Below are 24,926 nucleotides of genomic sequence, written 5' to 3'. Positions count from 1 at the left end.
GCCGAACCCAAATCCCACAAGAGGAGCACCACATGCCAGATCTACGCGGCCTATATCCAAGCGCCACATTCAATTTCCACCTCGCACCCGCATTTCGCGCGGGGGCTCTGATTCAAGACGAGATCTTCGCCGCGTCGGCCACCGTGACTGCGGATTTGACGGCGTCCGCCGCTCGGCGGGGGCTTCGATGCTTTGGATTTCTGACTCGCCTTGCCTGCAGTATCGACCACGGCGATGCGGTCGAGGTTCTTTCGGACTATGTCGAGGGCGAGCTGGAGGAGTATCCTAGAGAGGTGGCGCGGCTGTGCGAGGCCGGGTCACGATCGTTGTCGCACGCCGCAGAAATGTGTCGCGGCGTCGCTGTCGGTCAGGCCAGCGAGGCTGAAGCGAAGACGGTCGTGTGAAGCCTGCGGCTCATCGCGTGGTTCGCAAGACGAGCACGGAACATGGTGCGCGCTGCACGACGTAGTCGACGACCGAGCCGAAGACCCGGTCGAGCACGTCGTCCCGGTGAGAGGCGATCACGACGAGGTCGGCGGTGGTCTCCTTCGCGATGGCGAGGATGACCTGGGACGGCTTGCCCGCACGGACATGTATCGAAGCATGAGTGTTGAGCGACCGCAGAGCTTCCGAAAGTCTGGTCTCTGCGGCGGCCATCACCTCGATCGCCCAATCATCCGGCGAAGCGGACGAGGGCAAGCCCTCCACCGCGTGAACGAGGTGGAGGCTTCCGTTGGGCGCGAGCTACGCGCGGGCCGTTTCGACGAGCTGGAGCATGCGTTGCCGGGATCCCCGGCCGATGGCGCAGACGACTGTGGCGAACATGTCAGTATATGTCCTTTCCAGACAGGCTGACGAACTCGGTGGTCAGTCCATCGCCATGTGCTTCCTTGAGCAGCCGATCGGCGCTCATGATGTCGAGACACATGGTGCCAGTGAAGGATTGCCGGAGCGCGCAGCAGAAATGATCTCTCGCCCATGCCTGGCCTCGCGGCGTCGCCGCCGTCACCTCCCAGCGATCCTCGTCCCGACGTCCGAGAAAAAGGTCTGCGGACGTTCGCTCGACCGGAGGAATGGTCGTGGCTGCGTTGGTTTCTGTCTTGCGGGTCTTTTCTTGTTCGCGCATGTCCGTCTCCTTTGGATGAGGTCGTGGCGCTGTGTCCCGGGAGGCTATCGGACCTACGGCATTCTGTCTTTGACGAGCATCAATCCGGATGTTTGACCGGAATCAAGCCGCGGTCCGACAGGAGGTGATACGACTAGCGCGGTGGTACATGCCGATGGAGGGAAACGTGAGGGCGATGGTGCTCGAACAGGTGGGACGGCCGCTCCGCCTCGTGGAGCAGCCGGACCAGCCAGCGCTGCACGGCCAGGTCGTCGTCAAGGTGGAGGCCTGCGGCGTCTGCCGGACGGACCTTCACGTCTGCGACGGAGACCTTCCCCAGCCAAAGCTTCCCCTGGTTCCAGGACACGAGATTGTCGGAACCGTGATCGCAACGGGCGAGGGCGTTCCTGGTCGCCTTGTCGGTCGAAAAGTCGGGGTACCCTGGTTGGGCCACACCTGCGGGCACTGCGCATATTGCCGAGAGGGTCGCGAGAACCTGTGCGACGATCCTGGCTTCACGGGGGTACACCATCGACGGCGGCTTTACGACGCATGCGGCCGTCGAGGCGGGCTACGCGTTCGAACTGCCTGACGACGCGGACCCGGTGGCGACCGCGCCTCTTCTCTGCGCGGGCCTCATCGGTGGCGATCCCTGAAGGTGGCGGGCGAGGGGAGGACGATCGGCATCTATGGGTTCGGCGCGGCCGCCCATATCCTCGTGCAGCTGTGCAAGCATCGGGGCCAGAGCGTCTATGCGTTCGTGCGTCCCGGTGACGAGGCCGGCCGGAAGTTCGCGCTTGATCTTGGCGCCGTCTGGGCCGGGTTCTCCGGTGAAACGCCGCCGGTGCAGCTCGACACCGCCATCATCTTCGCGCCGGCCGGCGAGCTCGTGCCAATGGCGCACGAGGTGGTGCTCCTGTTGGGTTTCGAAGCCTGTTGGCCCCGCGGGGTATGATGCGCCACCTGAAATTTCGCGCGTTGCGCTTGGTCAATTGGACCTGGCGACGCCCGCATCTCACCGAACTTGACCATCAGCCGAGCCGCGAACATGTCTTTGACCTTCGTCAACGTGCGGTCGTCCGAGGTGCCATAAAGTGCCCCACAACACACAGGAGTTGTCATGGCCAATCCGATCCTTCAATTCCACGGCGCCGCGGGGTCGGTCACCGGATCATGCTTCTTTCTAGAGACCGGTGGCACGCGCATTCTGATCGACTGCGGAATGTTCCAGGGCTCGAAGTCGGAGAAGGAGCTCAACTACAAGTCATTCCCCTTCGAACCATCGCGGATCGACGCCGTACTGCTCACGCACGCGCACATCGACCACTCGGGGCTGCTTCCGAAACTTGCGAAGGCGGGATATGGAGGACCGATCTTTGCAACGCCGGCAACGATCGACCTTTGCACGATCATGCTGCAGGATTCGGGTCATATCCAGGAGTCGGAGGTCCGACAGCTCAACCGAAGGAATCGCCGAAGGGCGCGAGAGACGGTGGAGCCCATCTATACCGCCGACGACGCCCGCAGCATGCTGCCGCAGTTCATCGCGGTCGAGTATGGCGAGTGGCGGGAGACCGTTGGCGGCGTGAGATTCCGTTGCTGGAATGCTGGACACCTGATGGGTTCCGCATCGATCGAAGTCGAGACGCCCGGCGCCGACGCGGCGACAAGAATTTTGTTCTCGGGTGACGTCGGCGCGAGCAACAAGCTGTTCGAAATTCTCCCTCGGGCGCCTTCCGGGGTCGACTACCTCATCTGCGAAAGCACATACGGAGACAGGGAACGGGAAGAGTACGCCCTGAAGGTTCGACGGGACCGGCTGCGCGACGTGGTGGCGAGCTCGAACAGCCCCGGCGGGGTTCTTCTGATTCCCTCCTTTGCCGTCGAGAGGACGCAGGAGGTGCTGACCGATCTTGTCGCCCTCATGGACGAGGGAGAGGTGCCGCGGTGCCCAATCATGATTGACTCGCCGCTCGCGTCGCGAGCGACCGAGGCATTCAAGAAGCATGCGGCCGACCTCGGTCACGGCGGCAAGGCGTTCCTTCGCGCGCTCAACGCGCCGAACGTCCGCTTCACCGAGACGGCCGAGCAGTCGAAGGCCCTCGATCTCGTGCGGGGCTTTCACATCATCATCGCGGCAAGCGGAATGTGCGAGGCGGGGAGGATCCGCCACCGCCTGAAGAACTGGCTCTGGCGGCCGGAGTGCACCGTGCTGTTTGTCGGGTTTCAGGCGGCGGGGACGCTCGGCCGCATCCTGCAGGAGGGCGCGACCGACGTCCGCATCCAGGGCGAGGAGATTCACGTCTGCGCCAGGATGGCCACGCTCGACGCCTACAGCGGACATGCGGATGCAAGCGAACTCGATGCGTGGGTTGCCGGTCGGGAACCGATCCGGAAGGCAATATTCCTCGTTCATGGAGAGGAGCACGCTCGTGAAGCGATGTCCGCGCGGCTCCAGAAGCAAGTTTCCGCAAAGGTCGTCTGCCCGTCGCTGGACGACGCCTATGAGCTTGCACCGGCGGGTGCACGCCTCATCGAAGACAGGACGCCCGCACGTATCAGGCCGGTCGTGCCCGGCAGGCCTGACTGGAACAACGACTATCAGCGGTTCGTTCTTGACCTGTCCGATTGTCTGAAATCCGTCGCCGACGAGAAGGGCCGCGCGGTCGTGCTGCGCAAGCTTCGGCGCGCACTGGACCCGGACGATGTTCCGGCTGCCGAGGGGAGGAGGAACGGCAATGTTAATCATGGATCGTGACTGCAAGCGCGGCGGAGAACGCTTCGCGATACCGAGCCAGGGGGAGGTGCAAGGCAAGCTTATCGTCCTGGAGGTCGTCGCTATAACCTGCCTGCGGGAGGTTCTCGCTTCGAAGAATTCCTTTGCGATCGCCGCGTTGAAGAAGAAGGTCCTGCGGGCCATGAAGGAGCAGTGCGCGCCGCTCGGTCTGTCGTCGGAAGACGAGAAGGCCGCCCTGGAGTACGCATGCGAATTCTTCGAGGAGGCGAGCAAGGAGGCAGCCAGGCAGGCTGCAACGAAGGTGGCTGCGAAGTCTGCTGGGACGGCACGCTCCAGGGCTCCCGGCCATGGATAGGGTTGCCGTCACTTTCAACGCCGGATCCTCCAGCCTCAAGGTCGGCGTCTTCAGGCTGAAGGACGGTCGGGCACTCCGGCTGGGAGGCGGTGTTGCCACGCTCGGAGACCAGTCAAGATTCACCCTTCGATCTTCGTACGGGGACGAGACTGTCGATCTTCCGTCCGGGACAGCGATCGACGCGCGGCTGGTTTCGCAGGTCGTCGATTGCATCGTCCGCAGAGGATTCGATCCCGTGATTGCCGGCCATCGCATCGTCCATGGGGGACAGGTCTTCGATGGCCCCGTTCTGCTGGAACCCAAGGTCGTCCTCAGAATGAAAGACCTGACGCATCTTGCGCCGGTGCACCTTCCTCCGGCACTTGCCATCGTCCGCGCAGTGCGGAGCGCATATCCGGACATACCGCAGACCGCGTCCTTCGATACCGCATTCCATTCGTCGCAGAGCAGTCTTGCCGCACGGCTCGCCATTCCAAGAGAGTTGCACGACGCCGGGGTCCGCAGATACGGCTTCCACGGTCTTTCCTATAAATACGTCGCCGGCGAGCTTAGGAAACACGATCCAGACCTGGCCGCCGGCCGTGTCATCTGTGCGCATCTTGGAAGCGGCGCGAGCCTCTGCGGTATGGTCGACGGCGTGAGCATAGACACCAGCATGAGCTTCTCCCCGCTGGACGGAATTCCGATGTCGACCCGGCCAGGCTCGCTCGATCCGGGCGCCGTCGTCCATCTTCTGCGCAACAATTTCCACGACGCGGATCGTCTTGAGGATTTCCTCTATCACCGTTGCGGCCTGCTCGGCGTCTCGGGCAAAAGCGGCGACGTCCGTGTCCTGCTGCAGGACTTCCATCCGGCATCCAGGGAAGCCCTCGACCTCTTCTGCTTCAGGATTGCCGGCGAGATAGGAAGGCTCGCCGTCTCTCTGGGCGGCGTGGACGCCGTCGTCTTCACCGCCGGCATAGGCGAGCATCAGCCAGAGATACGCACTGGCGTCGCCCACCATCTGACTTGGCTGGGTCTCTCGTTGAGCGAGCCCGCGAACAAGATGAACGCGACCGTGATCAGCGCAAGAGAAAGCGAAATCGTCGCCCTCGTCATTCCGACCGACGAGGAACAGGTGATCGCCGACGAAGCGATCGAAGTCATCAGCCGCCACAGGCTTTAAGGATACCAACATGTCTGAACGTAGAAGCCCACCGCCCACCGAGCGCGAGCTCGAACTCATCGACCGCTACTGGCGGGCCGCTAACTATCTGTCCATCGGCCAGATCTATCTCATGGACAATCCGCTTCTGCGCGAGCCGCTTCGGCCGGAACACATCAAGCCCCGCCTTCTCGGCCATTGGGGAACGACGCCCGGCCTCAACTTCATCTACGCCCATCTCAACCGCGTCATCAAGGCTCGGGACGGAGATGTCCTTTATGTGTGCGGGCCTGGCCACGGCGGGCCGGGAATGGTTGCCAACACCTATCTGGAGGGGACATACAGCGAGGTATATCCCGACATCTCGCAGGATGCCGACGGCATGCGTAAGCTGTTCAGGCAGTTTTCCTTTCCTGGAGGCATACCCAGCCACGTCGCCCCGGAGACCCCCGGTTCGATCCACGAAGGCGGCGAACTCGGATATGCGCTGGTCCACGCCTTCGGCGCCGCGTTCGACAATCCTGGCCTCGTGGTAGCCTGCGTGGTCGGCGACGGCGAAGCGGAGACTGGCCCGCTTGCGGCTGCCTGGCATTCGACGAAGTTTCTCAATCCTGCCCGCGACGGTGCGGTGCTGCCGATCCTCCATCTCAACGGCTACAAGATCGCCAATCCTACGATCCTGTCGAGGACCAGCGACGAGGATCTCCGCAGCCTGTTCGTTGGATTTGGCTATGAGCCGATCTTCGTCGAGGGCCACGAGCCGGCGGACATGCATCGGCAGATGGCGGCCGCCTTCGACCGGGCCTTCGACACCATCGAATCTCTCCAGGCGTCGGCGAGGAACGGGTCGCCGACGGCCGGCGTGCCGCGGTGGCCGATGATCGTGCTTCGCAGCCCTAAGGGATGGACCGGGCCGAAGGAGGTCGACGGCAAGAAGGTCGAGGGTTTCTGGCGCGCCCACCAGGTGCCTGTCGCAAACTGCAGGGGCGACGACGCGCACCGACAGATTCTGGAGGAGTGGATGCGGAGCTACCGCCCAGAGGACCTGTTTGACGCCGACGGCCGTCTCCGGCCGGAACTGCGGGCGCTGGCGCCGAGTGGCGAGAAGCGTATGGGAGCGACGCCGTATGCAAACGGTGGACGGATGCGCCGGGAGCTGCAGCTACCAAACATTCGCGACCACGCGGTCTCGGTCGACGTTCGTGGCGCTTCCCAGGTCCAGTCGACAGAGATTTTAGGACGGTATCTGCGGGACGTCATGCGGCTCAATGCCGAGGCCAAAAACTTCCGGATTTTCGGGCCGGACGAGACCGAATCGAACCGGCTGGGAGCCGTCTTTGAGCAGACGGACCGCGTCTGGATGCAAGAAATTGAAGACTATGATGTCCATCTTGGCAGAGACGGACGGGTGATGGAGGTTCTCAGCGAACATCTCTGCCAGGGCTGGCTGGAGGGATATCTCCTTACCGGCCGCCACGGGCTTTTCTCATGCTACGAGGCCTTCATCCACATTATCGACTCGATGTTCAACCAGCATGCCAAGTGGCTCAAGGTTTCGCGAGGATTGGATTGGCGGGAGCCTGTGTCGTCGCTGAACTACCTCCTGACGTCGCATGTCTGGCGACAGGACCACAACGGCTTCTCGCATCAGGACCCCGGCTTCGTCGATCTGGTCGCCAACAAGAAGGCAGACGTCGTCCGTATCTATCTACCGCCAGACGCCAACACGCTCCTGTGGGTCGGCGATCACTGCCTGAGGACTTACGACCGTATCAATGTGATCGTGGCGGGCAAGCAGCCGGAGTCCCAGTACCTTACGATCGACGAGGCCGTGAAGCATTGTGAGGAGGGCATTGGCGTCTGGGAGTGGGCAAGCTTCGAGAAGGATTCGATCGGGCCTGACGTCGTGATGGCATGTGCGGGAGACGTGCCGACGATGGAGACGCTCGCGGCTGTGATGCTGTTGCACGAGGCGATACCCGACTTGAAAATTAGGACGGTGAACGTCGTCGACCTGCTTGCAATGCAAGACCCCCAGCAGCACCCCCATGGTCTCGACGATGCGCGGTTCGATGGTATCTTTACGAAGGGAAGGCCGGTCATCTTCGCCTACCACGGCTATCCCTATCTCATCCACCGGTTGACGTACCGGCGCACCAATCACGGCAACATCCACGTACGCGGGTTCGTGGAGGAGGGCACGACGACGACGCCGTTCGACATGACCGTCTTGAACGAGGTGGACAGGTATCATCTCGCTCTCGAGGCGATCGCGCGGGTGCCCGATCTCGCCGAAAAGGTCCCAGATGTGATCGCAGACCTGCATGCAAAGCTCGACGCGCACCGGGCGTTCGTGAGGGAGCGTGGAGAAGACATGCCGGAAATCCGGAATTGGCGCTGGGCACGCTCCTCCTAGGGCGACCAAGGACCGGAATTAGGTATCAACTGCCACCAGCGATACTGCCGCGGCGACGCCAGCAAGCAGGAGAGAGGACGAGTGCGAGGTGGCAAACTCGTCGTCGACCGGGGGTGCCCTCCACGGCAACCGCAGGCTTTGCAGCGTCAGCTTCAGCCTGTTTCGAGTCCTTCCCGCTCTGCAGCCGATGCGATCCCAAGGAGTCCTCGCGCGGCCCACGAAGACGGCCTCTCGTGTCCGACTTGATCCACGTCAATGCGCTCGACGTGTGTTGGCTCCTTAATTGTCCGGTTAACAAGGAGACAGCGCGATGCTTGCCAGAGACATCATGACGACCCCCGTGACGACGATCGACGAGGGACACAACGTCAGGGAAGCAATCGAGATCGTCAACGCCAGCAAGATCGGCGCGGTGCCCGTCGTCGATGGCGAAGGACGGCTCACGGGCATCGTCACCGAGGGAGACCTGCTGCGTCGGGTGGCGTCGTCTTGGGCGAGACGGGCGGTACCGCATACGCGCGACCGCGAAGATGCGCTGGCGGACTATGTGAAGGCCCGAAGCTGGCGCGTCAAGGACGTGATGTCGACACCCGTCGTCAGCACCACCCGGACAGCCACCGCCAGCCAACTCGCCGAACTGCTGCAGGCCCATGACATCAAACACCTCCCCGTCGTCGAGAACGGCAGGCTCGCCGGAATGATCAGCCGTCGCGACTTGATGCGGGCGCTTCTCGATGTTCCTCGGCAGTGCACCGCTTCCGGCGACGAGGCCATCGGGACCGCTGTTCGTTGCCGCCTGGAATCCGAGCTCGAAATAGCCGCCCCCATGGTCAGAGCGACCGTCTTGAACGGGATCGTCACCCTGAAAGGAGAGGTCGAGACGGAGCTGGAACGCGCAGCGGCCAGGGTGGCTGCGGAAAGCGTCCGCGGCGTCGGCGGCGTGGCGAACAAGATCACCCTGGCCTCCGCATGATGAGCTCCCTCAAGCGATGAAATCGCCCCCGGAGCTTCCGTCATGTTTGTCAGAGTCATCGCAGACGCCGTCATCTCAAGGCTTCTCCTCGTCATCCTGGTCCTCATGGTCGGGACGGTCGTGGGCGTCCTGCTGGTGAAGCCACTCGACGGCTCTCGAAGCGAGCGCGTCGAGCGCTCTCTTTCTGAACCATGAGAGCGCGATGAACATTTTGCCCCCCAAGATTGAACTGCCGGGTCGCTTCTCGCAAAAGACCGGAAGCGCGACAGGTTCGGGAAGGCGTCATAGGTGTTGAACGCCGGGCTGTCCCTTGCCTGTTTGTTATCGGCGCGGGTTTCGAATTCCAGCGTCGGATCGTCAATGAGGCGACCCAGCAAGCGTCATACGGATTGCTTCTTTTTATCGTAGCCTCTATCTCGCGCTGGGACGGTGGAGGGCACGATAAAGTTCACCCTCGATCATGCCTCCGCCGCTTTCCCCGGAGAAGGGGAGTTCCGCCCGAACCTGTCGCACGCGTTCATCCGCTTCGCCGGACATCAGCCCGTCCTGCAGGGACGTGGCGAGGGCAGCGCGCAACTCAGAGGGCGATCTCGTCCAGTAATGTCCACACCGTTCGAACCCGGAAAGGTCCAGCCGCTCGATAGCAGCCGAACCGGTCGTAAGCGACGGCGAGGACAGTTCGTCAATGTGACATGAGGACGGGCAAAAGAGGCTCGTGCAACACGCCATCGGTTGCTCCGCCCAGGACGAAATCTCGCAACCTCGAGTGTCCAAATCCTCCCATGACCAGCATATCGGCGCTCAGTTCCAGTGCTGTTTGCTGAATGCTCTGACCGATCGATGACGAGGTAAAGCGAGCGACCGTTGCGCTTGCATTGACGCCGCTTGAAACCAGGATCTCAGCAAGCTGCGCTCCACTTGGCTCCGGCAGCGGCTTTTCGCCTGTCAGAGAGAGGACCGAGACTCGCTTGGCCTTGTGAATGAATGGGTTTGCATCGCTGACAGCCCGAGCGGCGGCTCGGCTTCCGTCCCAGGCGATAACCAGATGGTCGACTGGGCCTGCAAGGGTCTTGTTGGGAAAGATGATGGCTGGCCGGCCCGAGCCGAATATGACCGCCTCGGCGATAATGCGAGTATCCGGAACGTCCGCGATACATTCGAGAATAGCCAGATCGAAAAAACGTGCTTCCGTGGCAGCCGTGTCGTGCAATAGGGGCAAGGTGGTTTTCACCGTTCGACAAGATAATTCGACCGCGGCGCTCGCTGCGAGGTTCGTTGCCGATGAAACCAGCGTTGCGGCTCGATCGCGGCTCAGAGTCTCTGCATGCTCGATCATCTTCGGAGTATCGAGCAGCAACGACGACCATGCGTTGGGGATGTGCGGAATCGCGACTGTTAGCGCCCACGCGTGAAGATGCGCGCTGTAATAGCCAGCAAACGTTACAGCATTTGAAATGATCAATCCGGAACTTGAATCGGGATATGTTGCCAGCGGGAGAAAATATTGTGCCGTCATGTCCTGCTCCATCTCTCGCGGACCGCCACCATTGCAATCATCTATCTCCATTCGTCTCGACTCGGCATTGATGTAACGCAATTGCCGGCGCTCCGGCTTCTCTGGCCACGGGTCTTGCCATTGTTTCGGAGATTGCAGCGGTGTACGATCTGACGCTCACGTTGGAAAATCGCGCCGAGGGTGGCTTCCGTGCAGAACTCGTCTTCCCTGAAACGCCATTGCCTTTACAAAAACTCTCACCGCACTGCGTGTTTAGGCATAGTGCCTCGTGCCCTTGGCGGTTCATATCCGATGTCTGAGCGCATGTAGGAGCCAAGCTATTTCGGGACACTTTCTTGAATAGAGAGAGCTCTGCATCTTCGTTTTTAAGGTCCGTCCCTTGCCCCCGCCGAGTTGTCCATGCATGCGAAACACGACCGTTGCATGGTGGGTGCAGGGTAGATCGTCCTATGTTCGAGGCGCGGTCTCGATTGAGTTGCAACGCAATGCTTAACCCACGTCCACAGCAGGGGCACCAGAAGGCGATCACCGGTCGTTGCCAGACTGGCTACACCTGCCGGCAGTCGCAATTCGGCTCCCTTTGACTGATGGGCGCCAGCTGGGCGCAGCGACGGCATAGCGGTTTTTCCGGGGATAAATTCGGACTTGGCAACAACCGAGGGGCAACCGCTATCTCCCTTATTCAAGCCCTGCGGGGGGTTAGCGCACCTTTATTGACAAATGCTAAGTTACTGAAATTTAAACATTTATCTTTAGGGTATCCTAACATTCACGTTTCGCTGCGCATTCCTGCCGCGGCGTCGCGAGTGCTTTCAAACGGCGACGCAAAGGGGCAATTGAGATGTTCGGCAGTTCCAAAATCTCGCGCATGCAGACTAATTCGTTGAAGCTGATTACCGCGAACATCATGATCGCCGACGTCGACCTCAATATACGGTACATGAACGATGCCGTCATGGAGCTCCTCAAGGAGGCCGAGGCCGACTTGAAGAAAGAATTGCCGCGTTTCGATTTGGCCAAGCTTGTCGGCAGCAATATCGATATCTTTCACAAAAACCCGTCTCACCAGCGTCATATGCTTGCAGCGCTGAGGACCCAGCATAGGGCAACGATCTGGGTTGGCCATCGCGCCTTCGACCTCATCGTCACACCACTTGGTAAAGGCGACAAGACGAGCGGGTTCGTCGTGGAATGGGCGAACGCCAAGGAACGCCTTCAGAATCTCGACTACCGGGGGCAAATGGCTGCGATTAGTCGCGTCCAAGGCATTATCGAGTTCACTATGGAGGGCGAGATCGTTACCGCGAATGATAATTTCCTGAAGACGCTTGGCTATCGACTGGACGAGATCAAAGGACGCAATCACAGCATGCTGGTTGACCCTGGATACGCCCAGTCACAAGAATACAAGGAATTTTGGGCGGTGTTGCGCCGCGGCGAATTCCAGGCGGCCGAATTCACCAGATACGGCAAGAATGGAAAGGTCGCCGTCATCAATGCCTCCTACAATCCGATTTTAGACGCCAAGGGAAAGGTTACGAAGGTTGTCAAGTTCGCAACCGACGTGACGGAACGCGTACAGGCGGTAAATGCGATTGGCGCTGCCCTCGCCAGACTCGCGCAAGGTGACCTCTCCTTCACCCTCGATGATCCCTTTGCCGAAGATTTCGAAGGGCTGCGGCGCACGATGAATGAAGCGTTGAGCCAGATGAGAAACACGCTCGGCGCTGTAGCTCAATCGACCAGTCAGATCGATACCGGAACACGCGAGATCAGCCAAAGCGCCGAAGATCTGTCGAGGCGAACAGAGCAACAGGCAGCCTCACTTGAGGAGACCGCTGCCGCACTCGATCAAATCACCGTAAATGTTGCTAACGCCGCAAAACGGGCAGACGAGGCTCGCCATTCCGCATCGACGGCAAGTAATAACGCGGAGCGTTCGGGTAAAGTCGTTGCCGACGCGATGGGTGCCATGTCACGCATCGAAACCTCCTCCAGACAGATCTCCAACATCATCGGCGTGATTGACGAGATCGCATTTCAGACGAACCTATTGGCCCTGAATGCCGGTGTCGAAGCAGCCCGCGCCGGAGACGCCGGCAAGGGATTTGCTGTGGTCGCACAGGAAGTCCGCGAGCTTGCTCAGCGCTCTGCTCAGGCGGCAAAGGAAATCAAGGACCTTATTCGAAACTCGTCCGACGAAGTCAGTACCGGAGTGAAGCTCGTGAGTGAAACTGGCGAGGCACTTCGAACGATCCAACAGAACATCATTGCAGTGAACGAGCATATGGAGGCCATCACTAGCTCGGCTAGAGAGCAGGCGACCGGCTTGTCTGAAGTGAATTCCGCGGTCAATCAAATGGATCAGGTCACTCAGCAGAATGCCGCTATGGTGGAAGAGACGAATGCCGCCAGCGCGAGCCTAGCGCAGGAAACAACGCGGCTTCGTCAACTAATAGAAGCGTTCCAGCTCGGCGGCCCCGAACGGACTACTTCGCGCCACCTCAGCATCGCCAGCTCGACCCGCACACCGGCGGTCTCGCCAGCTCGGCTAATGATAGCAAAAGTGGCGAATTCCATGGGATCATAACGTCTGCTCTTTCAGACGGCTGGGACAAGATTCAAGGGTGAGTTCCCGCCATTAATTTGTCCATGCCAGGAGGAAGATCAGCGGCCCAAAGCTCGCTTAGCGGGAACAACGGCGTCGTCGACGTAACAACGCTGAGAATGACGTCGTGCTCCAGGAGCACCATGTAGGGCTCCAGGCTATGGAGAAGTGCGGTCGGCGGCGTTCACGGTTGGGAGACGCTCTGCTCTTGCCAATCGTTGGGGTGTCATGCTCCGGTCCAATACTCCAAACGATCTACTTGCATCTCTCCCAAGCGACGTCTTGGAACCCGTCAAGGCAGGTTCCGAGACAAGTCCGGCTCTCACCAGCCCTGGTGAAGCAAAAAGGAGATCCAGGCAAGCAGGCCAACCCGGCAATTCGGCATCCTCCGGCACGACGACAGAGAAGCCGGATTCTGCGACCGCGTGCTAGCAGAAGATGCACCTCGCTGCGGGCCCAGCTCCTGAGGCGCCCAGTGCTCTTGGGGCGGGCGAGCGATGCGCCGTGAACTAACGTGGGTTCGACGACTTTTTGTGCGATCACATGCCGTCTCCCCGGGGAAGTTGCAATCTTGCAACTCCCTTTAGGTCGATGAGAAATTTCAACCCGACAGCTATTTATCTGTACCCCCAGGTTGTCTCTCTTCTGTGGCTCACCTACCGTAGTGTTCTGTCTAACGATTCCGGGGACGATCATGGGCACATTGCAAGCCAGCAACCAGATGCGCAGACTGTCCCTCAATCTGCGCGGGCTGCTGGCGGGCGTCTCTGGCGCGGCGTTGATGGCAATGTCCGCGGGGACGATTAAAGCTGCTGATTGGATTGGCGCGACCAGCACCGATTGGATGAACGCGGGCAATTGGAGCGGCGGCGTCGTTCCCATAGGACAAACCGTCAATATTGCTTCAACGCCCGTGCCGGCGCAAAATGAGGCCGTCCTCGGCATCACGGGGCCTGTGAGCACCTCGGCGGGTATTACGTCCGTTGGGGTCGGCGGCTCACCACCAGGAATCTTAACGATCCAGAACGGCAGCAGTCTGACGAGTTTGAACGCGCGGATGGGGCAAGGGATCGGCACCACAGGGATCGTAACCGTCACCGGGTCGGGTTCCCAATGGAATATAACCGGCGGATCGTTCGCTATTGGGCTCAGTGGCGCTGGCATACTTAACATCGAGAACGGCGGCCAAGTCACCACCGGCGGATCCGGCACGCAATTGGGAGTTAACGCCTCGGCCTCCGGCACGCTCAACGTCAGCAGCGGGGGCTTACTGCAGACTCGTGCATTCCGGGGCAGTTTTGGCGCGAGCCAGGCCAATTTCGACGATGGTATCTTGCGCGCTACGGCGGCTAACCCAACCTTCATCAACGGATTTTCCGGCACCGAGCTCAATCTGCTCGCGGGCGGGCTGACGATCAATACCGCCGGTTTTGCGGTGGGAACCGACGCGGCGTCGGGGTTTTCAGGCGTCGGCGGCCTGAGCATCACCGGTGGCGGTGTCTTCAGCCTGCTGGCAAACAGCATCTATACCGGTGAGACGCAGATCGACTTCGGCAGCGGCCTCGCGCTCTCCGGCGCCGGCGCCATCGTCAATTCCAGCCGGGTCGTCGCCGATGGCACTTTTGACGTTTCGGCGGCCGCGGCCCCGACCATCCAGAGTCTGGCCGGCAGCGGCAGCGTGCTGCTCGGAGCCCAAACCCTGACGATCGCCAATGGCAACGACACCTTCGCAGGCGTCATCGGCGGCACGGGCGGGCTGACCGTCACCGGCGGCAGTCAGACGCTGTCGGGCGTCAACACCTATACCGGCGCGACGACCGTGACCGGTGGCCGGCTTGCCGTCAATGGCTCGATCACCAGCCCGGTCACGACATCGGGGACCGGCATTCTCGGCGGCTCCGGCACGATCTTCGGCGATGTGAGCAATGCCGGCGTGCTGGCACCCGGCAATTCGATCGGCACGCTGACGGTCGCAGGCAATTATACGGGCACTGGCGGGACGCTCGAGATCGAAGCCGAGCTCGGCGGCGATGCCTCGCCGACTGACCGTCTGGTGGTGACCGGCAATACCGCGGGCTCAACGGACGTCAAGGTCATCAATCTCGGCGGCGGCGGCGCGCAGACGGTCGAAGGCATCAAGATCGTCGATGTCGGCGGCACCTCGGCCGGCAGCTTCTCGCTGCAAGGCGACTATGTGTTCGAGGGCGATCAGGCCGTGGTGGGCGGCGCCTATGCCTATCGCCTCTACCAGGGCGGCGTGAGCACACCTGCCGATGGGGACTGGTATCTTCGTTCGACCGAACTCGATGCCGCGGGCGCCGCGATCGGACCGATCTATGCGCCGGGCGTGCCGCTCTACGAGGCCTATGCCGGCGTGCTGCAGAGCCTCAACCAGTTCGGCACGCTACGCCAGCGCACCGGCGGGTGGATGGTCGACGGAGGTCGGTCCGCCGATCAGGACGCCAACACCGCCGCCACTGGGATCTGGACCCGCGTCGGCGGTAACCGTTCGCACTTCGAGCCGGAAAGCTCGACCACCGGCACCGACTATGACGTCAGCAGCTGGACGCTGCAGGCGGGTTTCGACGGAGTGCTGCGCGAAAGCGAGGCGGGCACCCTGATCGGCGGGATCAACTTTCATATGAACACCGCTTCGGCCGACATCTCCTCGCGCTTCGGCAAGGGCGACATCGACACCACAGGTTATGGCTTCGACGGCACCTTGACCTGGTACGGCGAGAGCGGCTTCTACGTCGATACGCAGGCTGCCGTCACCTGGTACGACAGCGACCTCAAATCCTCGACACTTCAAACTTCGCTTGCCGACGGCAATGACGGCCTCGGTTATGGGCTCAGCATCGAAGCCGGACAGAAGGTCGCTCTGACGAGCCAGTGGTCGCTGACGCCGGAGGCACAGCTCGCCTATTCCTCCGTGCGCTTCGACAGTTTCACCGATGCCTATGGCGCCGATGTATCACTCGATGACGGCGACAGCCTGACCGGCCGCCTCGGCATCTCGGCCGATTTTGACAGCGAGTGGAAGGACGACGCCGGAAAGACCAGCCGCTCGACGCTCTACGGCATCGCCAATCTCTATTACGACTTCCTCGACGGCTCGGATGTCGACGTCTCGGGGACCAGCGTCGTCAGTGAGAACCAGGCGCTCTGGGGAGGCCTTGGCATGGGCGGCTCGCTCAGTTGGTCTGACGAGCGTTACTCAGCCCACGGTGAAGCCTTTGCCCGCACCAGCCTCAAGGACTTCGGCGACAGCAACGCCATCGGCGCCAAGATCGGATTCAGCGTGAAGTGGTAGCGGCATGTGTGTCACGCATCAGTGAAGTTGGCGCCCAATTTCCCGCTTTATAGTATTGGGATGACCTGCAATTGCCCTTCTAGGGAATGAAGGCAGCCGGACCTTGTAAGGCGCGCGCGATCCAGTCGCCGTTTTCGCCTGCTTGACTTAGATCAAGGATGAACGCTGCTGGCAGGCCTATTGTTGGTTTGTCCAGATTGCTGCAGATGCAGCCTGGCCGGAGGAACTTCCGATGGCGAACACAATCTTGCATGTTCATTCCGTGAAATCCTTGGTGACGCCGGCTCATGTTTCGGTCCCGGTGCTCGGCGCAACGCTCGCCGTTTTCGCCTCCATCTCCTTCCTGCTTTGCATGCTGCTCGGCTTCGTCGCGCCGGAATGGGGTGTTCACAAGCCGTGGCTGCAGTTCTATCTCGGCCTCACGGGTTACGATCTTCGAAGTGTCGCCCTGGGGTTCCTTCAAAGCGTCGTCTTCGGCGGCTATGCAGGAACATCGACCGCAGCGATCTTCAACTTCATCAGCCGCCGCTTCGGCTGAGCAGCGAAGTGGAGCCGTGGATATGGCCCGAGACAACCACAGGTCATCATCGGTGAATGCAGCGCTGGCCCTTCCTGGTCGCGGTCGCACTTCTGCTTGCGCCCGCGACGGGAGTGCAGGCGATGCAGTGCCGCGAGCGTCCGTCTTACGAACAGTCTTGGCCCCGCCATTCCTTCCTGCCGGCGAAGACGCCCATGCGTCCGACCACAACGGTTGCTGCGCTCGCCAATGCGCATTCTGCATCGTCCTCACTCGCGCGCATGGGACGGCAGCTCCCGCAACTGCGGGCTCCTTCGTCGATTTCGCATGGGGCGACCGGGCCTGTAGGCATGACACCGGCGCTCGGTCCTCCTCGTCACCCGGTCTGAGGAAGCCCGAGACCGCGTTGTTTGCGCCATCCGGTCGCTTCCGACGGATGTCCTGTCGGACAACCACGACCAATGGTCGGCTGTGCCGATCCGGAGTGGGATCACTACAATGAAACGCCGTATTTTTCTCAACGGCCAGATGGTCGGCGCAGCCGCGCTCAGATGCTCTATCCGGCCTAGGGCCACTTCATACCCGTCCCGCATTAAATACGGCATGCGCGGCGAGCCGAAGAAATCAGTCCAAAGGAGAGACGACATGAATACGAATAGACTGCCACACATGACACTGCTGGCCGCCCTTTTTGCGTTCGGCGCAGCAGGTTTCGCGCTTGCACAGACGAACGACTCCGACCCGCATCATCCCGCCGACGCGTCGCAGGCAGCCTCGCCCCCCGGGACGGATGGCATGGCCGGACAGGGCCAGGGAGCGATGCCCGGCGCCGGCATGATGCCTGGCGGGATGATGGGGCGGGATATGATGCAATCGGGCATGATGGAAAATATGCCAATGATGCGCATGCGGGGGCATATGATGAAGATCATGTTCGCTATCGCCGACGCCGACGGGGACGGCGCGCTTTCCTTCGAGGAGGTGACGGCGATCCATAAGCGGATATTCGATGCTGTAGACGCAAACAAGGACGGCAAGGTCACGCCCGACGAGACGCAGGCGTTCATACGACTGTAGCGGGGGGGAGGATCCGGTCTCGGACATGCCGCGGATGGCCACGAAAACTCCGAGATATGTGAGAATCGCGATGCATGGTTCGCGGTAAGTGCCCCGAGTCCTTTCGTCTCCCATCCTTTGAATGCAGTCCGCACCGATATCGGCAGCCTCGAGCATGCTTCCACATCGCTACGCTTGGCAAAAGTCGCTCGGTCAATCTGGCATAGGGAGTACTCTGTCTGCCATAGGGGCTTCGATCTGTTGAACGGATAATCGCGCTTGCGAATATTCTGGATTGCCGGCGGGTGGGGCATGGTGCGCCGAGGCACGATCAACGAGGAAAAAACAGATAGGCTGCCTGCCGACGCGTTCGCGCCACGGGTTGCGACCCCTTGCTGCCTCTCAAAATAGTTTTCGCTGCCGACACTGATCCTCATTCGATCGATCAGGTGGTAACTCTGGCGCCCGGAGTTTGGGACACCTCCGACGGCCCGCGCCGGTGGGGGCTTCCCTCAGAAGTGCCACCGCTCGCGCCGAGATGACGCCTTGCTGCGCGCCTCATGAGCGATATGACAAGGGCAGCGGAATGCCTATCCTCTGTTGAAACCCTCAATCCAGCCTTGCCGTAAAGACGTAGCCGACGCCGCGCACGGCCTTGATGAACTGCGGCTTCTTCGGGTCGGTCTCGATCTTGCGGCGCAGCCGGACGATCTGCGCATCGATCGTCCGGTCGAAAGCTTCGAGGCTTCGGCCCCTGGTCAGGTCCATCAGAACTTCTCGGGTCAGAACCCGTCCGGCATGCCGGACGAAGGTCGTCAGCATATCGAATTCGCCGGTCGTCAGTTCGATCTCCGTGCCTTCGGGGTCCAGAAGCTGGCGGCGGCTGAGGTTGAGCTTCCAATCCTCGAAGCCGATGACTTCCTCGCCGGCCGCTTCGGCGTTGCGCGCAGGAGATTGCCGGCGGCGTAGGATCGATTTCAGGCGCGCATGGACCTCCCGGAGATGGAAGGGCTTTGCGATGTAATCGTCGGCGCCGACCTCCAGCCCGACGATTCGATCGACTATGTCGTTACGGCCCGTCAGCATCATGATCGGCACGTCGGACTGGGCGCGAATTTCGCGTGCAAGGTCAAGTCCATCCGCGCCGCCAGGAAGAACGAGGTCGAGCAGGACGGCGTCGAAATTCTGCTGGCGCAGGCGCACCCGCATTTCGGTGCCGTCGGCGGCGGACGAGACTGTGTAACCCTCATCCTCGAAATAGCGCGTCAACATCTGACGAATGCGCGGGTCGTCGTCGACGACGAGAAGATGCGCGTCATGCTGAGGTGCTGCCATCGTCCAAGCCGCCGCTCGTTACAGGTCCTATTCAATGGCACGGTCTTTAACATGCCGGCCAAGCTGGTGTCACCCGCATGCTGTCCATTGTCCTCGTCGGAAGCCGAAAACCGGTCAAAATCGCGGGAACATCGCGTCGTGCAGCCGAGGGCGGGCCTCCCGCATCGGAACCGGAGCCGGCGAGGATTGCCACGCGTAGCGCCATCCCCGGACATCGTTCGCCCTGATCAAGACCGTGTCGCCGCTCATGTTGCCAAGGCGGCGAGCAGCTATTTGGCAGAAGGTGTCGACATATTGAAGTAGGCGGAATTCGGTTGCCCGCGGTGGCGAGGCGACCGACAGCAATGCCCGCCGCGAGACGACGACGGTCTTCATGTCGGGTCCAAACCGCACATCGAGGCGCCCCGACTTGTCTTTCGTATCGAGACTTGCTGTGACTATCTCATATGACATTCAATCGCTCCGGATCGTTGATGCGTCGCTGCGGCTGCTTTCAAAATTTCTACAAGCTACGGGCGGCGCTCGCAGGACGCTTTGACTTCGCTCAAATGAAGAGGGCGAAGAATTGGCGCCCGAACTTCGTGTCGTGTCCGCCTCAAGCATGAATCACTGCGTCAATGCCATGTTTGACAGGCCCGCGAGCAACATCGGCATAGGCGGGCGGTTCGCCTTTCACAAGCGGCGATGCCTGGTGATTTCGTGACAGAGCCGAGCGTCGGCGACGCGTTCAAGATAATGGACAGTAGACCCTTTCGACCTGAGGGTTTGAGGATCGATCATTCTTGCTCGCTACCTTATCGTCCTTCGCACAGACGGGACCGTGGTCGTCCCGTGTCAGAAGAAGGCCTTACTCAGCGTAGGGGGCAACTTTGACAGTGGACAAAAACGGGTGACATCGCCGGCGACGAAATCATCATTTGATTTGGGACAAGGAAGGCTGCGCAGCCGGACGTCATAAAGCATCCGTGCTCTTGAAAAAGGATGGGACAATGTCCGACGACCTGGTCGCCAAATATGGCGATGCACGGCTTCCGCGTTACACGAGTTACCCGACCGCGCCGGCTTTTTCAGCCGTCGTGGGGCCGGATGAATATGCTAGCGGCCTCGCCGATATCGGAAGGGCCGGCCCCGTCTCGGTTTATCTCCATGTCCCGTTCTGCCGCTCGATGTGCTGGTACTGCGGCTGCCATACGTCCATCACCCGGCAGGACGCCCCGGTCGGTGAATATCTGGACGCCATCAGCCAGGAGGTCGAGCTCGTCTCCTTTGCCGCTGGCAACGACCTGCCCGTCAAAAATGTGCATTTTGGCGGGGGCACGCCGACAATCATGAAGCCGAAGCAATTTTCTGCTCTGATGGCAAAGCTCAGCAGTGCCTTCGCCTTGTCGGCGGACGCCGGCGTCGCGGTGGAGATCGACCCGCGAACATTGGCCGCTCCCATGATCGATGCGTTCTGTGAAGCGGGCGTCGACCGCGCGAGCCTCGGCGTACAGAGTTTCGATCCGATCGTGCAGGCGGCAATCAATCGGCCGCAGTCCTTCGAGCAGACGCAGACGGCTGTCCTCGGGCTGCGCTCGGCAGGTGTGGCGAGCATCAACTTCGACCTCATATACGGACTGCCGAAGCAGACGGTCCAATCCTGCGTGGAAACCGTTCGCCTGGCTGCGGAGCTGCGGCCCGAACGTTTCGCCGTTTTCGGCTACGCCCACATACCCGCATTCAAGAAGCATCAACGGCTGATCGACGAAGCGTCGCTCCCGGATGCAAGCAAGCGCAACGAGCAGGCGGAAGCCATAGCCGAGGAGCTGCAAAAGGCCGGATATCAGCGTGTCGGGCTCGATCACTTTGCGCTGCCGGAGGATCAACTGGCGCTCGCCGCGCGCAGCGGCACGATGAGACGAAACTTCCAGGGCTACACCACGGACGACTGTGACAGCCTCATCGGCCTCGGCGCTTCGGCGATCGGGCGTCTGCCGAAGGGTTATATGCAGAATCACGTGCCCCTCGGTCTCTACGCCGAGCGGGTTGCCGCCGGCGTGCTGCCGACGGCCAAGGGATATCTGCTCAGCGAGGAGGACGATCTTCGGGCGAGGGTTATCGAAAGGCTGATGTGCGATTTCGAGGTCGATCTCGCAAGGGTGAGCAGCGGGTCGGGTTTCGACGCCGGCTTTCTTGTCGAGCGCAACGACCGTCTCGGCGACCTGGCCACCGACGGCGTCGTGACGATCAGCGGCGATCGGATCGTCGTATCCCAGAATGCGCGCTTTATGGTTCGTGCGGTCGCGGCGGCATTTGACGCCTATTTCGGCTCGCACGGACGCACGCACAGCAAGGCCGCCTGACCGCCATTAAAGCCAAGCCGGAGGTGCCCGTCGGGGCCGAGGGCTGTTCGCTCTTGTTCTTCAGGGATCAAGTTTCGATAGATCGCTGCAGCGCCCTCACGGACCGTTTTCGGCGATCGTCGCGGCGACAGGCATCGCCCGAGCCTGTTCCCGCAAAGGTAATATGATGAAGAAGCCGACCGCCACCGATTTCATAGAACTCGAACGCTGCTACGACCAACTGATGTCGTGGTGCGATGTGCTCCACGCAATCGCCGATTTCCTGCCTTGCCACATAGACGAAGGCCTCTGCGAGCGTATCTCAGACGGCCTGCTTCCGCTTCTGCAGACGACGCATGGGCTTGAAGAGCGGCTCATCTCGTCCGAGCTCCGATTGATCTTGGACGCCGCGGAAGAAGCCAGTGCGGTTGAACGGCTGCGGGCAGGCCGCCTATTCGGTCACGGCGCTGCGCGAGACGTCGTCATCACGCTGGAAACGCTCGGCGAGGGGCGATGCCGGCTCTCTTGGGAAGCCGTCGGATATCAACTGCGTTCGTTCTTCTGCTCGACGCGCAGTCATGTCAGGTTCGCACGCGAGATGATGGGCTTGGTCCGGAGGGCGATGGGAGCTGCAAATTTGGAGGATGCGGCCGATCAGACCGAAGCAGCCTGAGCAAAGCCGTATTTCACCACCAACGCCTCAAGAAAGCGCTTGCCGCACTACGGCGATCCTCGCCGCCCCTCCACAGAGCGACGACACTGCAATGCGCTGGAGGTGAAGGTGCCGGCAGCCCGCGCCAGGGCGGACGCCGGCAAGGACCCGGCAGGCGGTTTTGCGCTCGGCGAAGAGAGGCGCTGTTACGAGGCGCGCCAGACAAAAGCCAATGCAAGCTGGCGCATTGCAGGGCAGGCAGTCCCGAACGCTTCACCCACGAAGGCCCGGCAGGTTCTCACCGACGCGGATGACGCGCGAGCGCGGCCACCCGCACCGGCGTTGATCACTGAGTGATTTGCGCAAGATCGGCATCAAGCCGCTTGCGTACCATGTTAGGCACCTTTGCCATCTTGATCGCTTGGAGATTGGCCGGGCCGTCGCCGACCTGAATCAAGGCAACCATGCCCATGGCGACATGCGGCGTGCATTTCAGGACATAGGCGCCGGCGACATTGAATTTCGCCTGGTACTGTTCATTTGGCTTGGATTTGAATTCGGCGACACCATCCGGAATGAGGCCCTTGAAGGTCTCGACGTTGTGGCTCTTGTCGGTTGGAACGAAAGTTACGGTGTCGCCGGGAGAGATCTTCAGAAAACTGGGCTCGAACACCATTGCCCCGTCGGTGCCCTTATTTAGCATCTGGACCTGGTGGTCGGCGGCCATTAACGGCGCTGCCGAGGCAATCAAGGCTGCCGCTGCGGCGATCAGGCGGTATTTCAAACTCATGTGCAATCTCCTGTTCTGTGAGACTCGGTCAGCCTCATGAACATGTCTTAAGAGATGGCAGAGCCATGCCCTTTGACGCCCGTCAAATTCGAGAAAAAACCCGACAATTTAGACGGTAATCGATTGGGCAGTGACCGGAGGTCACTTCGCGTCGAGAAGCTCGCGGATCTTCGACGCCAGCTCCTTGGCAGTATAGGGCTTGCGCAGCCACTGTGCGCCGGGAACGATGCCTTTGCCCGCAAGGCCCGGCTCGGAATAACCTGAGGTGAAGAGAACCGCGATGTCGGGACGCAAAACGCGCGCCTCTCGTGCAAGCTCGTCGCCGGTGATCCCGCCCGGCATCACGATGTCGGTGAACAGCAGCGCGATATCGGCGTTTTCCCGCAAGAGTTCGAGTGCCCTGCGGCCGTTTTCGGCTTCACGCACCGTGTAGCCCATGGAAGCGAGCCTGGCGATGGCCACGCGGCGGACGCGGGCGTCATCTTCGACGACCAGTACCGTTTCGTCGCCGCGAGGCACCTGGCTTTCGCCGCTGCCTTGATCCGGCGCAGGCCCGCGGGCTTCCGCCCCGCTGATGACGGGCAGATATATCCTGACCGTCGTACCGCGTCCCGGCTCGCTGTAAAGCTGGAGGTGCCCGCCCGACTGCGTGACGAAACCATAGACCATGCTGAGCCCAAGCCCTGTGCCCGAGCCGACTTCCTTCGTGGTGAAAAAAGGTTCGATCGCGCGCTTCCTGACTTCCTCGGTCATGCCCATGCCGGTATCCGTCATGCTAACGAGGACAAAGTTGCCGCTGCGCACCTCCGGATACATCTTTGCATAGTCGGCATCGAGGTGGACGCGCGAAATCGTCGTCGTCAGACTGCCGCCCCTCGGCATGGCGTCCCTTGCGTTCAGGGCGACGTTCAGAACGGCATTCTGAAGTTGCGAGCCGTCGACGAGGACATTGAACCCCGACCCATCAATGACGGTCGACAGCTTGATATCTTCGCCGAGCGTTCGCCGCAGCAGATCCGAAAAGCCGCTCACGAGCTGACCGAGATCGGCATGCTTGGGGTTCAACGGCTGCCGACGGCCGAAGGCCAGCAACTGGCCGGTCAGAATCGCTCCGTCCTGCGCAGCCGCCTGGGCCTCCTTGAGAATGTCGCGAAGGCTGCCGGAGGGCAGCTTGTCCTCGATCATTTCGAGATTGCCGCTGATGACGGTCAGGAGATTGTTGAAGTCATGCGCGATGCCTCCGGTGAGCTGCCCGATCGCCTCCATCTTTTGCGCCTGGCGAAGATCCTCCTCAATCTTGAAACGGCTCGTCAGGTCCCGGACGAATCCGGTGAAAATTCGTTCGCCATTGGCCGTTGCCTCGCCGACATGCAGCTCCATGGGGAATTGTGAGCCGTCGGCCCGCTGTCCCGTTACGACGCGCCCATAGCCGATGATGCGCTTCTCGCCGGTTTGGATATAGTGGTCGATATAGCCGTCATGGGCGTCGCGGTAGGGATTGGGCATCAGGTTGCTGATGTTACGGCCGCAAATCTGATCCGCCGGCATTCCGAACAGTTTTTCGGCGGCCTTGCTAAACGAGAGCACCGTTCCCTTATGGTCGATCACCACCATCGCATCAGGTACTGTATCGAGAATCGAGCTGAGATGCGCCTCACGCGATTTTACCGCCTCCTGAGCCCGCCTCAGCGCCGTGACATCGCTGTTTGTCTGGATGACGGAAAGCTCGCCGTCCGGCAGATTGACCAGCACGCAGCGGGATGCGACATGAATGTCGTGCCCGCTCTTATGGCGATGAGTGATTTCGCCCTGCCAGAAGCCGCGCGATTTCAGCTGATCGCGGATGTTTTCTGCCGGTTCGGGAAACTTCGTCGCCAGAAGGTCGTGGATCTTCTCACCGACGGCCTCCTCTCTGGCCCAACCATACATGTTCTCGCAGCCGATGGACCAATGCGTAATCGTGCCGTCGAAACGATGGACCACGATATCCGCTCCGTCGAGCACGTGCACCATGGCATCCAGCTCCTGCGGCAATGCGGTTCTCGGTGAGACGAGACGGTGAGGCATGACGGTCATCCTGAGGCTTTG

21 protein-coding genes and 1 pseudogene are annotated in these 24,926 nt (G+C 61.0%); 15 read left to right on the top strand and 7 right to left on the bottom strand.

Features of this window, described 5'->3' with window-relative positions; translation table 11 throughout:
• Window positions 1-32 precede the first annotated feature (32 nt).
• A complete protein-coding gene (locus BS630_RS04035; RefSeq protein WP_077976380.1) occupies window positions 33-404 on the top strand; it encodes a hypothetical protein in 372 nt (123 codons plus the stop codon).
• A gap of 10 nt (window positions 405-414) precedes the next feature.
• On the opposite strand, the gene BS630_RS04030 is transcribed toward BS630_RS04035, so the two are convergent.
• Together BS630_RS04030 and BS630_RS04025 are read right to left on the bottom strand one after the other, a co-directional pair.
• Entirely contained in the window at window positions 415-699 is a 285-nt protein-coding gene (locus tag BS630_RS04030; RefSeq protein WP_245310385.1) for a universal stress protein, read from the bottom strand.
• A gap of 127 nt (window positions 700-826) precedes the next feature.
• On the bottom strand, window positions 827-1,126 hold the full coding sequence (locus tag BS630_RS04025; protein WP_077976379.1) for a hypothetical protein: 300 nt from the start codon (window positions 1,124-1,126) through the stop codon (window positions 827-829).
• Between the two features lie 166 nt (window positions 1,127-1,292).
• Here BS630_RS04025 and BS630_RS04020 point away from each other — a divergent pair.
• The 7 genes and pseudogenes from BS630_RS04020 to BS630_RS37250 form a co-directional block, all read left to right on the top strand.
• Window positions 1,293-2,042, top strand: a pseudogene (locus BS630_RS04020) (alcohol dehydrogenase catalytic domain-containing protein); the annotation flags it as partial.
• A gap of 183 nt (window positions 2,043-2,225) precedes the next feature.
• Entirely contained in the window at window positions 2,226-3,863 is a 1,638-nt protein-coding gene (locus tag BS630_RS04015; protein ID WP_077976378.1) for an MBL fold metallo-hydrolase, read from the top strand.
• The gene (locus BS630_RS04010; RefSeq protein ID WP_077976377.1) at window positions 3,844-4,197 is read left to right on the top strand and encodes a hypothetical protein; all 354 of its coding nucleotides are present in this window, start codon (window positions 3,844-3,846) and stop codon (window positions 4,195-4,197) included. Before BS630_RS04015 ends, BS630_RS04010 begins: the two co-directional genes overlap by 20 nt.
• On the top strand, window positions 4,190-5,362 hold the full coding sequence (locus BS630_RS04005; protein WP_077976376.1) for an acetate/propionate family kinase: 1,173 nt from the start codon (window positions 4,190-4,192) through the stop codon (window positions 5,360-5,362). Before BS630_RS04010 ends, BS630_RS04005 begins: the two co-directional genes overlap by 8 nt.
• 10 nt (window positions 5,363-5,372) lie before the next feature.
• Window positions 5,373-7,757 carry a phosphoketolase family protein gene (locus BS630_RS04000; protein ID WP_077976375.1) on the top strand — a complete coding sequence of 795 codons (2,385 nt, stop codon included), beginning with the start codon at window positions 5,373-5,375 and terminating at the stop codon, window positions 7,755-7,757.
• A 310-nt stretch (window positions 7,758-8,067) separates the two neighbouring features.
• Window positions 8,068-8,730 (top strand): CBS domain-containing protein, encoded by a 663-nt coding sequence (locus BS630_RS03990; protein WP_183594624.1) that lies wholly within the window; start codon window positions 8,068-8,070, stop codon window positions 8,728-8,730.
• Between the two features lie 42 nt (window positions 8,731-8,772).
• Complete coding sequence (locus BS630_RS37250; protein ID WP_167383821.1) at window positions 8,773-8,925, top strand: hypothetical protein; 153 nt, start codon at window positions 8,773-8,775, stop codon at window positions 8,923-8,925.
• Between the two features lie 487 nt (window positions 8,926-9,412).
• Here the strand turns inward: BS630_RS37250 and BS630_RS03985 are convergent, their stop codons facing one another.
• Window positions 9,413-10,297 (bottom strand): universal stress protein, encoded by an 885-nt coding sequence (locus BS630_RS03985; RefSeq protein ID WP_077976374.1) that lies wholly within the window; start codon window positions 10,295-10,297, stop codon window positions 9,413-9,415.
• A gap of 790 nt (window positions 10,298-11,087) precedes the next feature.
• Between BS630_RS03985 and BS630_RS03975 the strand changes: the two genes are divergently transcribed.
• The 4 genes from BS630_RS03975 to BS630_RS03955 all read left to right on the top strand — a co-directional run bounded on the left by BS630_RS03975 (window position 11,088) and on the right by BS630_RS03955 (window position 17,761).
• Complete coding sequence (locus tag BS630_RS03975; protein ID WP_077976373.1) at window positions 11,088-12,836, top strand: methyl-accepting chemotaxis protein; 1,749 nt, start codon at window positions 11,088-11,090, stop codon at window positions 12,834-12,836.
• A gap of 712 nt (window positions 12,837-13,548) precedes the next feature.
• Window positions 13,549-16,167 carry an autotransporter family protein gene (locus tag BS630_RS03970; protein WP_183594622.1) on the top strand — a complete coding sequence of 873 codons (2,619 nt, stop codon included), beginning with the start codon at window positions 13,549-13,551 and terminating at the stop codon, window positions 16,165-16,167.
• A gap of 232 nt (window positions 16,168-16,399) precedes the next feature.
• Entirely contained in the window at window positions 16,400-16,705 is a 306-nt protein-coding gene (locus BS630_RS03965) for a hypothetical protein (RefSeq protein WP_077976371.1), read from the top strand.
• A gap of 624 nt (window positions 16,706-17,329) precedes the next feature.
• Window positions 17,330-17,761 (top strand): EF-hand domain-containing protein, encoded by a 432-nt coding sequence (locus tag BS630_RS03955; protein ID WP_077976370.1) that lies wholly within the window; start codon window positions 17,330-17,332, stop codon window positions 17,759-17,761.
• Window positions 17,762-18,349: 588 nt separating this feature from the next.
• Here the strand turns inward: BS630_RS03955 and BS630_RS03950 are convergent.
• Entirely contained in the window at window positions 18,350-19,075 is a 726-nt protein-coding gene (locus BS630_RS03950; protein WP_077976369.1) for a response regulator, read from the bottom strand.
• Between the two features lie 114 nt (window positions 19,076-19,189).
• A complete protein-coding gene (locus BS630_RS03945) occupies window positions 19,190-19,528 on the bottom strand; it encodes a hypothetical protein (RefSeq protein ID WP_077976368.1) in 339 nt (112 codons plus the stop codon).
• Between the two features lie 536 nt (window positions 19,529-20,064).
• Here BS630_RS03945 and hemN point away from each other — a divergent pair.
• The 3 genes from hemN (at window position 20,065) to BS630_RS03930 (ending at window position 22,405) form a co-directional block, all read left to right on the top strand.
• Window positions 20,065-21,417 carry an oxygen-independent coproporphyrinogen III oxidase gene (gene hemN, locus BS630_RS03940; protein WP_077976367.1) on the top strand — a complete coding sequence of 451 codons (1,353 nt, stop codon included), beginning with the start codon at window positions 20,065-20,067 and terminating at the stop codon, window positions 21,415-21,417.
• 166 nt (window positions 21,418-21,583) lie between these two features.
• Complete coding sequence (locus BS630_RS03935) at window positions 21,584-22,069, top strand: hypothetical protein (RefSeq protein ID WP_077976411.1); 486 nt, start codon at window positions 21,584-21,586, stop codon at window positions 22,067-22,069.
• A 108-nt stretch (window positions 22,070-22,177) separates the two neighbouring features.
• A complete protein-coding gene (locus BS630_RS03930; protein ID WP_077976366.1) occupies window positions 22,178-22,405 on the top strand; it encodes a hypothetical protein in 228 nt (75 codons plus the stop codon).
• Here BS630_RS03930 and BS630_RS03925 read toward each other — a convergent pair.
• Both BS630_RS03925 and BS630_RS03920 read right to left on the bottom strand, forming a co-directional pair.
• The gene (locus BS630_RS03925) at window positions 22,395-22,838 is read right to left on the bottom strand and encodes a pseudoazurin (protein WP_077976365.1); all 444 of its coding nucleotides are present in this window, start codon (window positions 22,836-22,838) and stop codon (window positions 22,395-22,397) included. The two genes, BS630_RS03930 and BS630_RS03925, sit on opposite strands and share 11 nt — an antisense overlap.
• A gap of 141 nt (window positions 22,839-22,979) precedes the next feature.
• Window positions 22,980-24,905: a hybrid sensor histidine kinase/response regulator gene (locus BS630_RS03920; RefSeq protein ID WP_077976364.1), complete on the bottom strand. Its 1,926-nt coding sequence runs from the start codon at window positions 24,903-24,905 to the stop codon at window positions 22,980-22,982.
• Window positions 24,906-24,926: the final 21 nt, after the last annotated feature.

It is taken from the genome of Rhizobium laguerreae (assembly GCF_002008165.1).
In the GTDB taxonomy this organism is placed as follows: Bacteria; Pseudomonadota; Alphaproteobacteria; order Rhizobiales; family Rhizobiaceae; genus Rhizobium; species Rhizobium laguerreae.
The sequence above is the reverse complement of the archived record's forward strand: the minus strand, read 5'-3'. Positions and strand labels throughout refer to the sequence as shown.

Coding starts and splice junctions, on each gene's coding strand:
- BS630_RS04035 (WP_077976380.1), top strand. CDS start 33: ATGCCAGATCTACGCGGCCTATATCCAAGCGCCACATTCAATTTCCAC.
- BS630_RS04025 (WP_077976379.1), bottom strand. CDS start 1,126: ATGCGCGAACAAGAAAAGACCCGCAAGACAGAAACCAACGCAGCCACG.
- BS630_RS04015 (WP_077976378.1), top strand. CDS start 2,226: ATGGCCAATCCGATCCTTCAATTCCACGGCGCCGCGGGGTCGGTCACC.
- BS630_RS04010 (WP_077976377.1), top strand. CDS start 3,844: ATGTTAATCATGGATCGTGACTGCAAGCGCGGCGGAGAACGCTTCGCG.
- BS630_RS04005 (WP_077976376.1), top strand. CDS start 4,190: ATGGATAGGGTTGCCGTCACTTTCAACGCCGGATCCTCCAGCCTCAAG.
- BS630_RS04000 (WP_077976375.1), top strand. CDS start 5,373: ATGTCTGAACGTAGAAGCCCACCGCCCACCGAGCGCGAGCTCGAACTC.
- BS630_RS03990 (WP_183594624.1), top strand. CDS start 8,068: ATGCTTGCCAGAGACATCATGACGACCCCCGTGACGACGATCGACGAG.
- BS630_RS37250 (WP_167383821.1), top strand. CDS start 8,773: ATGTTTGTCAGAGTCATCGCAGACGCCGTCATCTCAAGGCTTCTCCTC.
- BS630_RS03985 (WP_077976374.1), bottom strand. CDS start 10,297: ATGGAGATAGATGATTGCAATGGTGGCGGTCCGCGAGAGATGGAGCAG.
- BS630_RS03975 (WP_077976373.1), top strand. CDS start 11,088: ATGTTCGGCAGTTCCAAAATCTCGCGCATGCAGACTAATTCGTTGAAG.
- BS630_RS03970 (WP_183594622.1), top strand. CDS start 13,549: ATGGGCACATTGCAAGCCAGCAACCAGATGCGCAGACTGTCCCTCAAT.
- BS630_RS03965 (WP_077976371.1), top strand. CDS start 16,400: ATGGCGAACACAATCTTGCATGTTCATTCCGTGAAATCCTTGGTGACG.
- BS630_RS03955 (WP_077976370.1), top strand. CDS start 17,330: ATGAATACGAATAGACTGCCACACATGACACTGCTGGCCGCCCTTTTT.
- BS630_RS03950 (WP_077976369.1), bottom strand. CDS start 19,075: ATGGCAGCACCTCAGCATGACGCGCATCTTCTCGTCGTCGACGACGAC.
- BS630_RS03945 (WP_077976368.1), bottom strand. CDS start 19,528: ATGTCATATGAGATAGTCACAGCAAGTCTCGATACGAAAGACAAGTCG.
- hemN (WP_077976367.1), top strand. CDS start 20,065: ATGTCCGACGACCTGGTCGCCAAATATGGCGATGCACGGCTTCCGCGT.
- BS630_RS03935 (WP_077976411.1), top strand. CDS start 21,584: ATGAAGAAGCCGACCGCCACCGATTTCATAGAACTCGAACGCTGCTAC.
- BS630_RS03925 (WP_077976365.1), bottom strand. CDS start 22,838: ATGAGTTTGAAATACCGCCTGATCGCCGCAGCGGCAGCCTTGATTGCC.
- BS630_RS03920 (WP_077976364.1), bottom strand. CDS start 24,905: ATGCCTCACCGTCTCGTCTCACCGAGAACCGCATTGCCGCAGGAGCTG.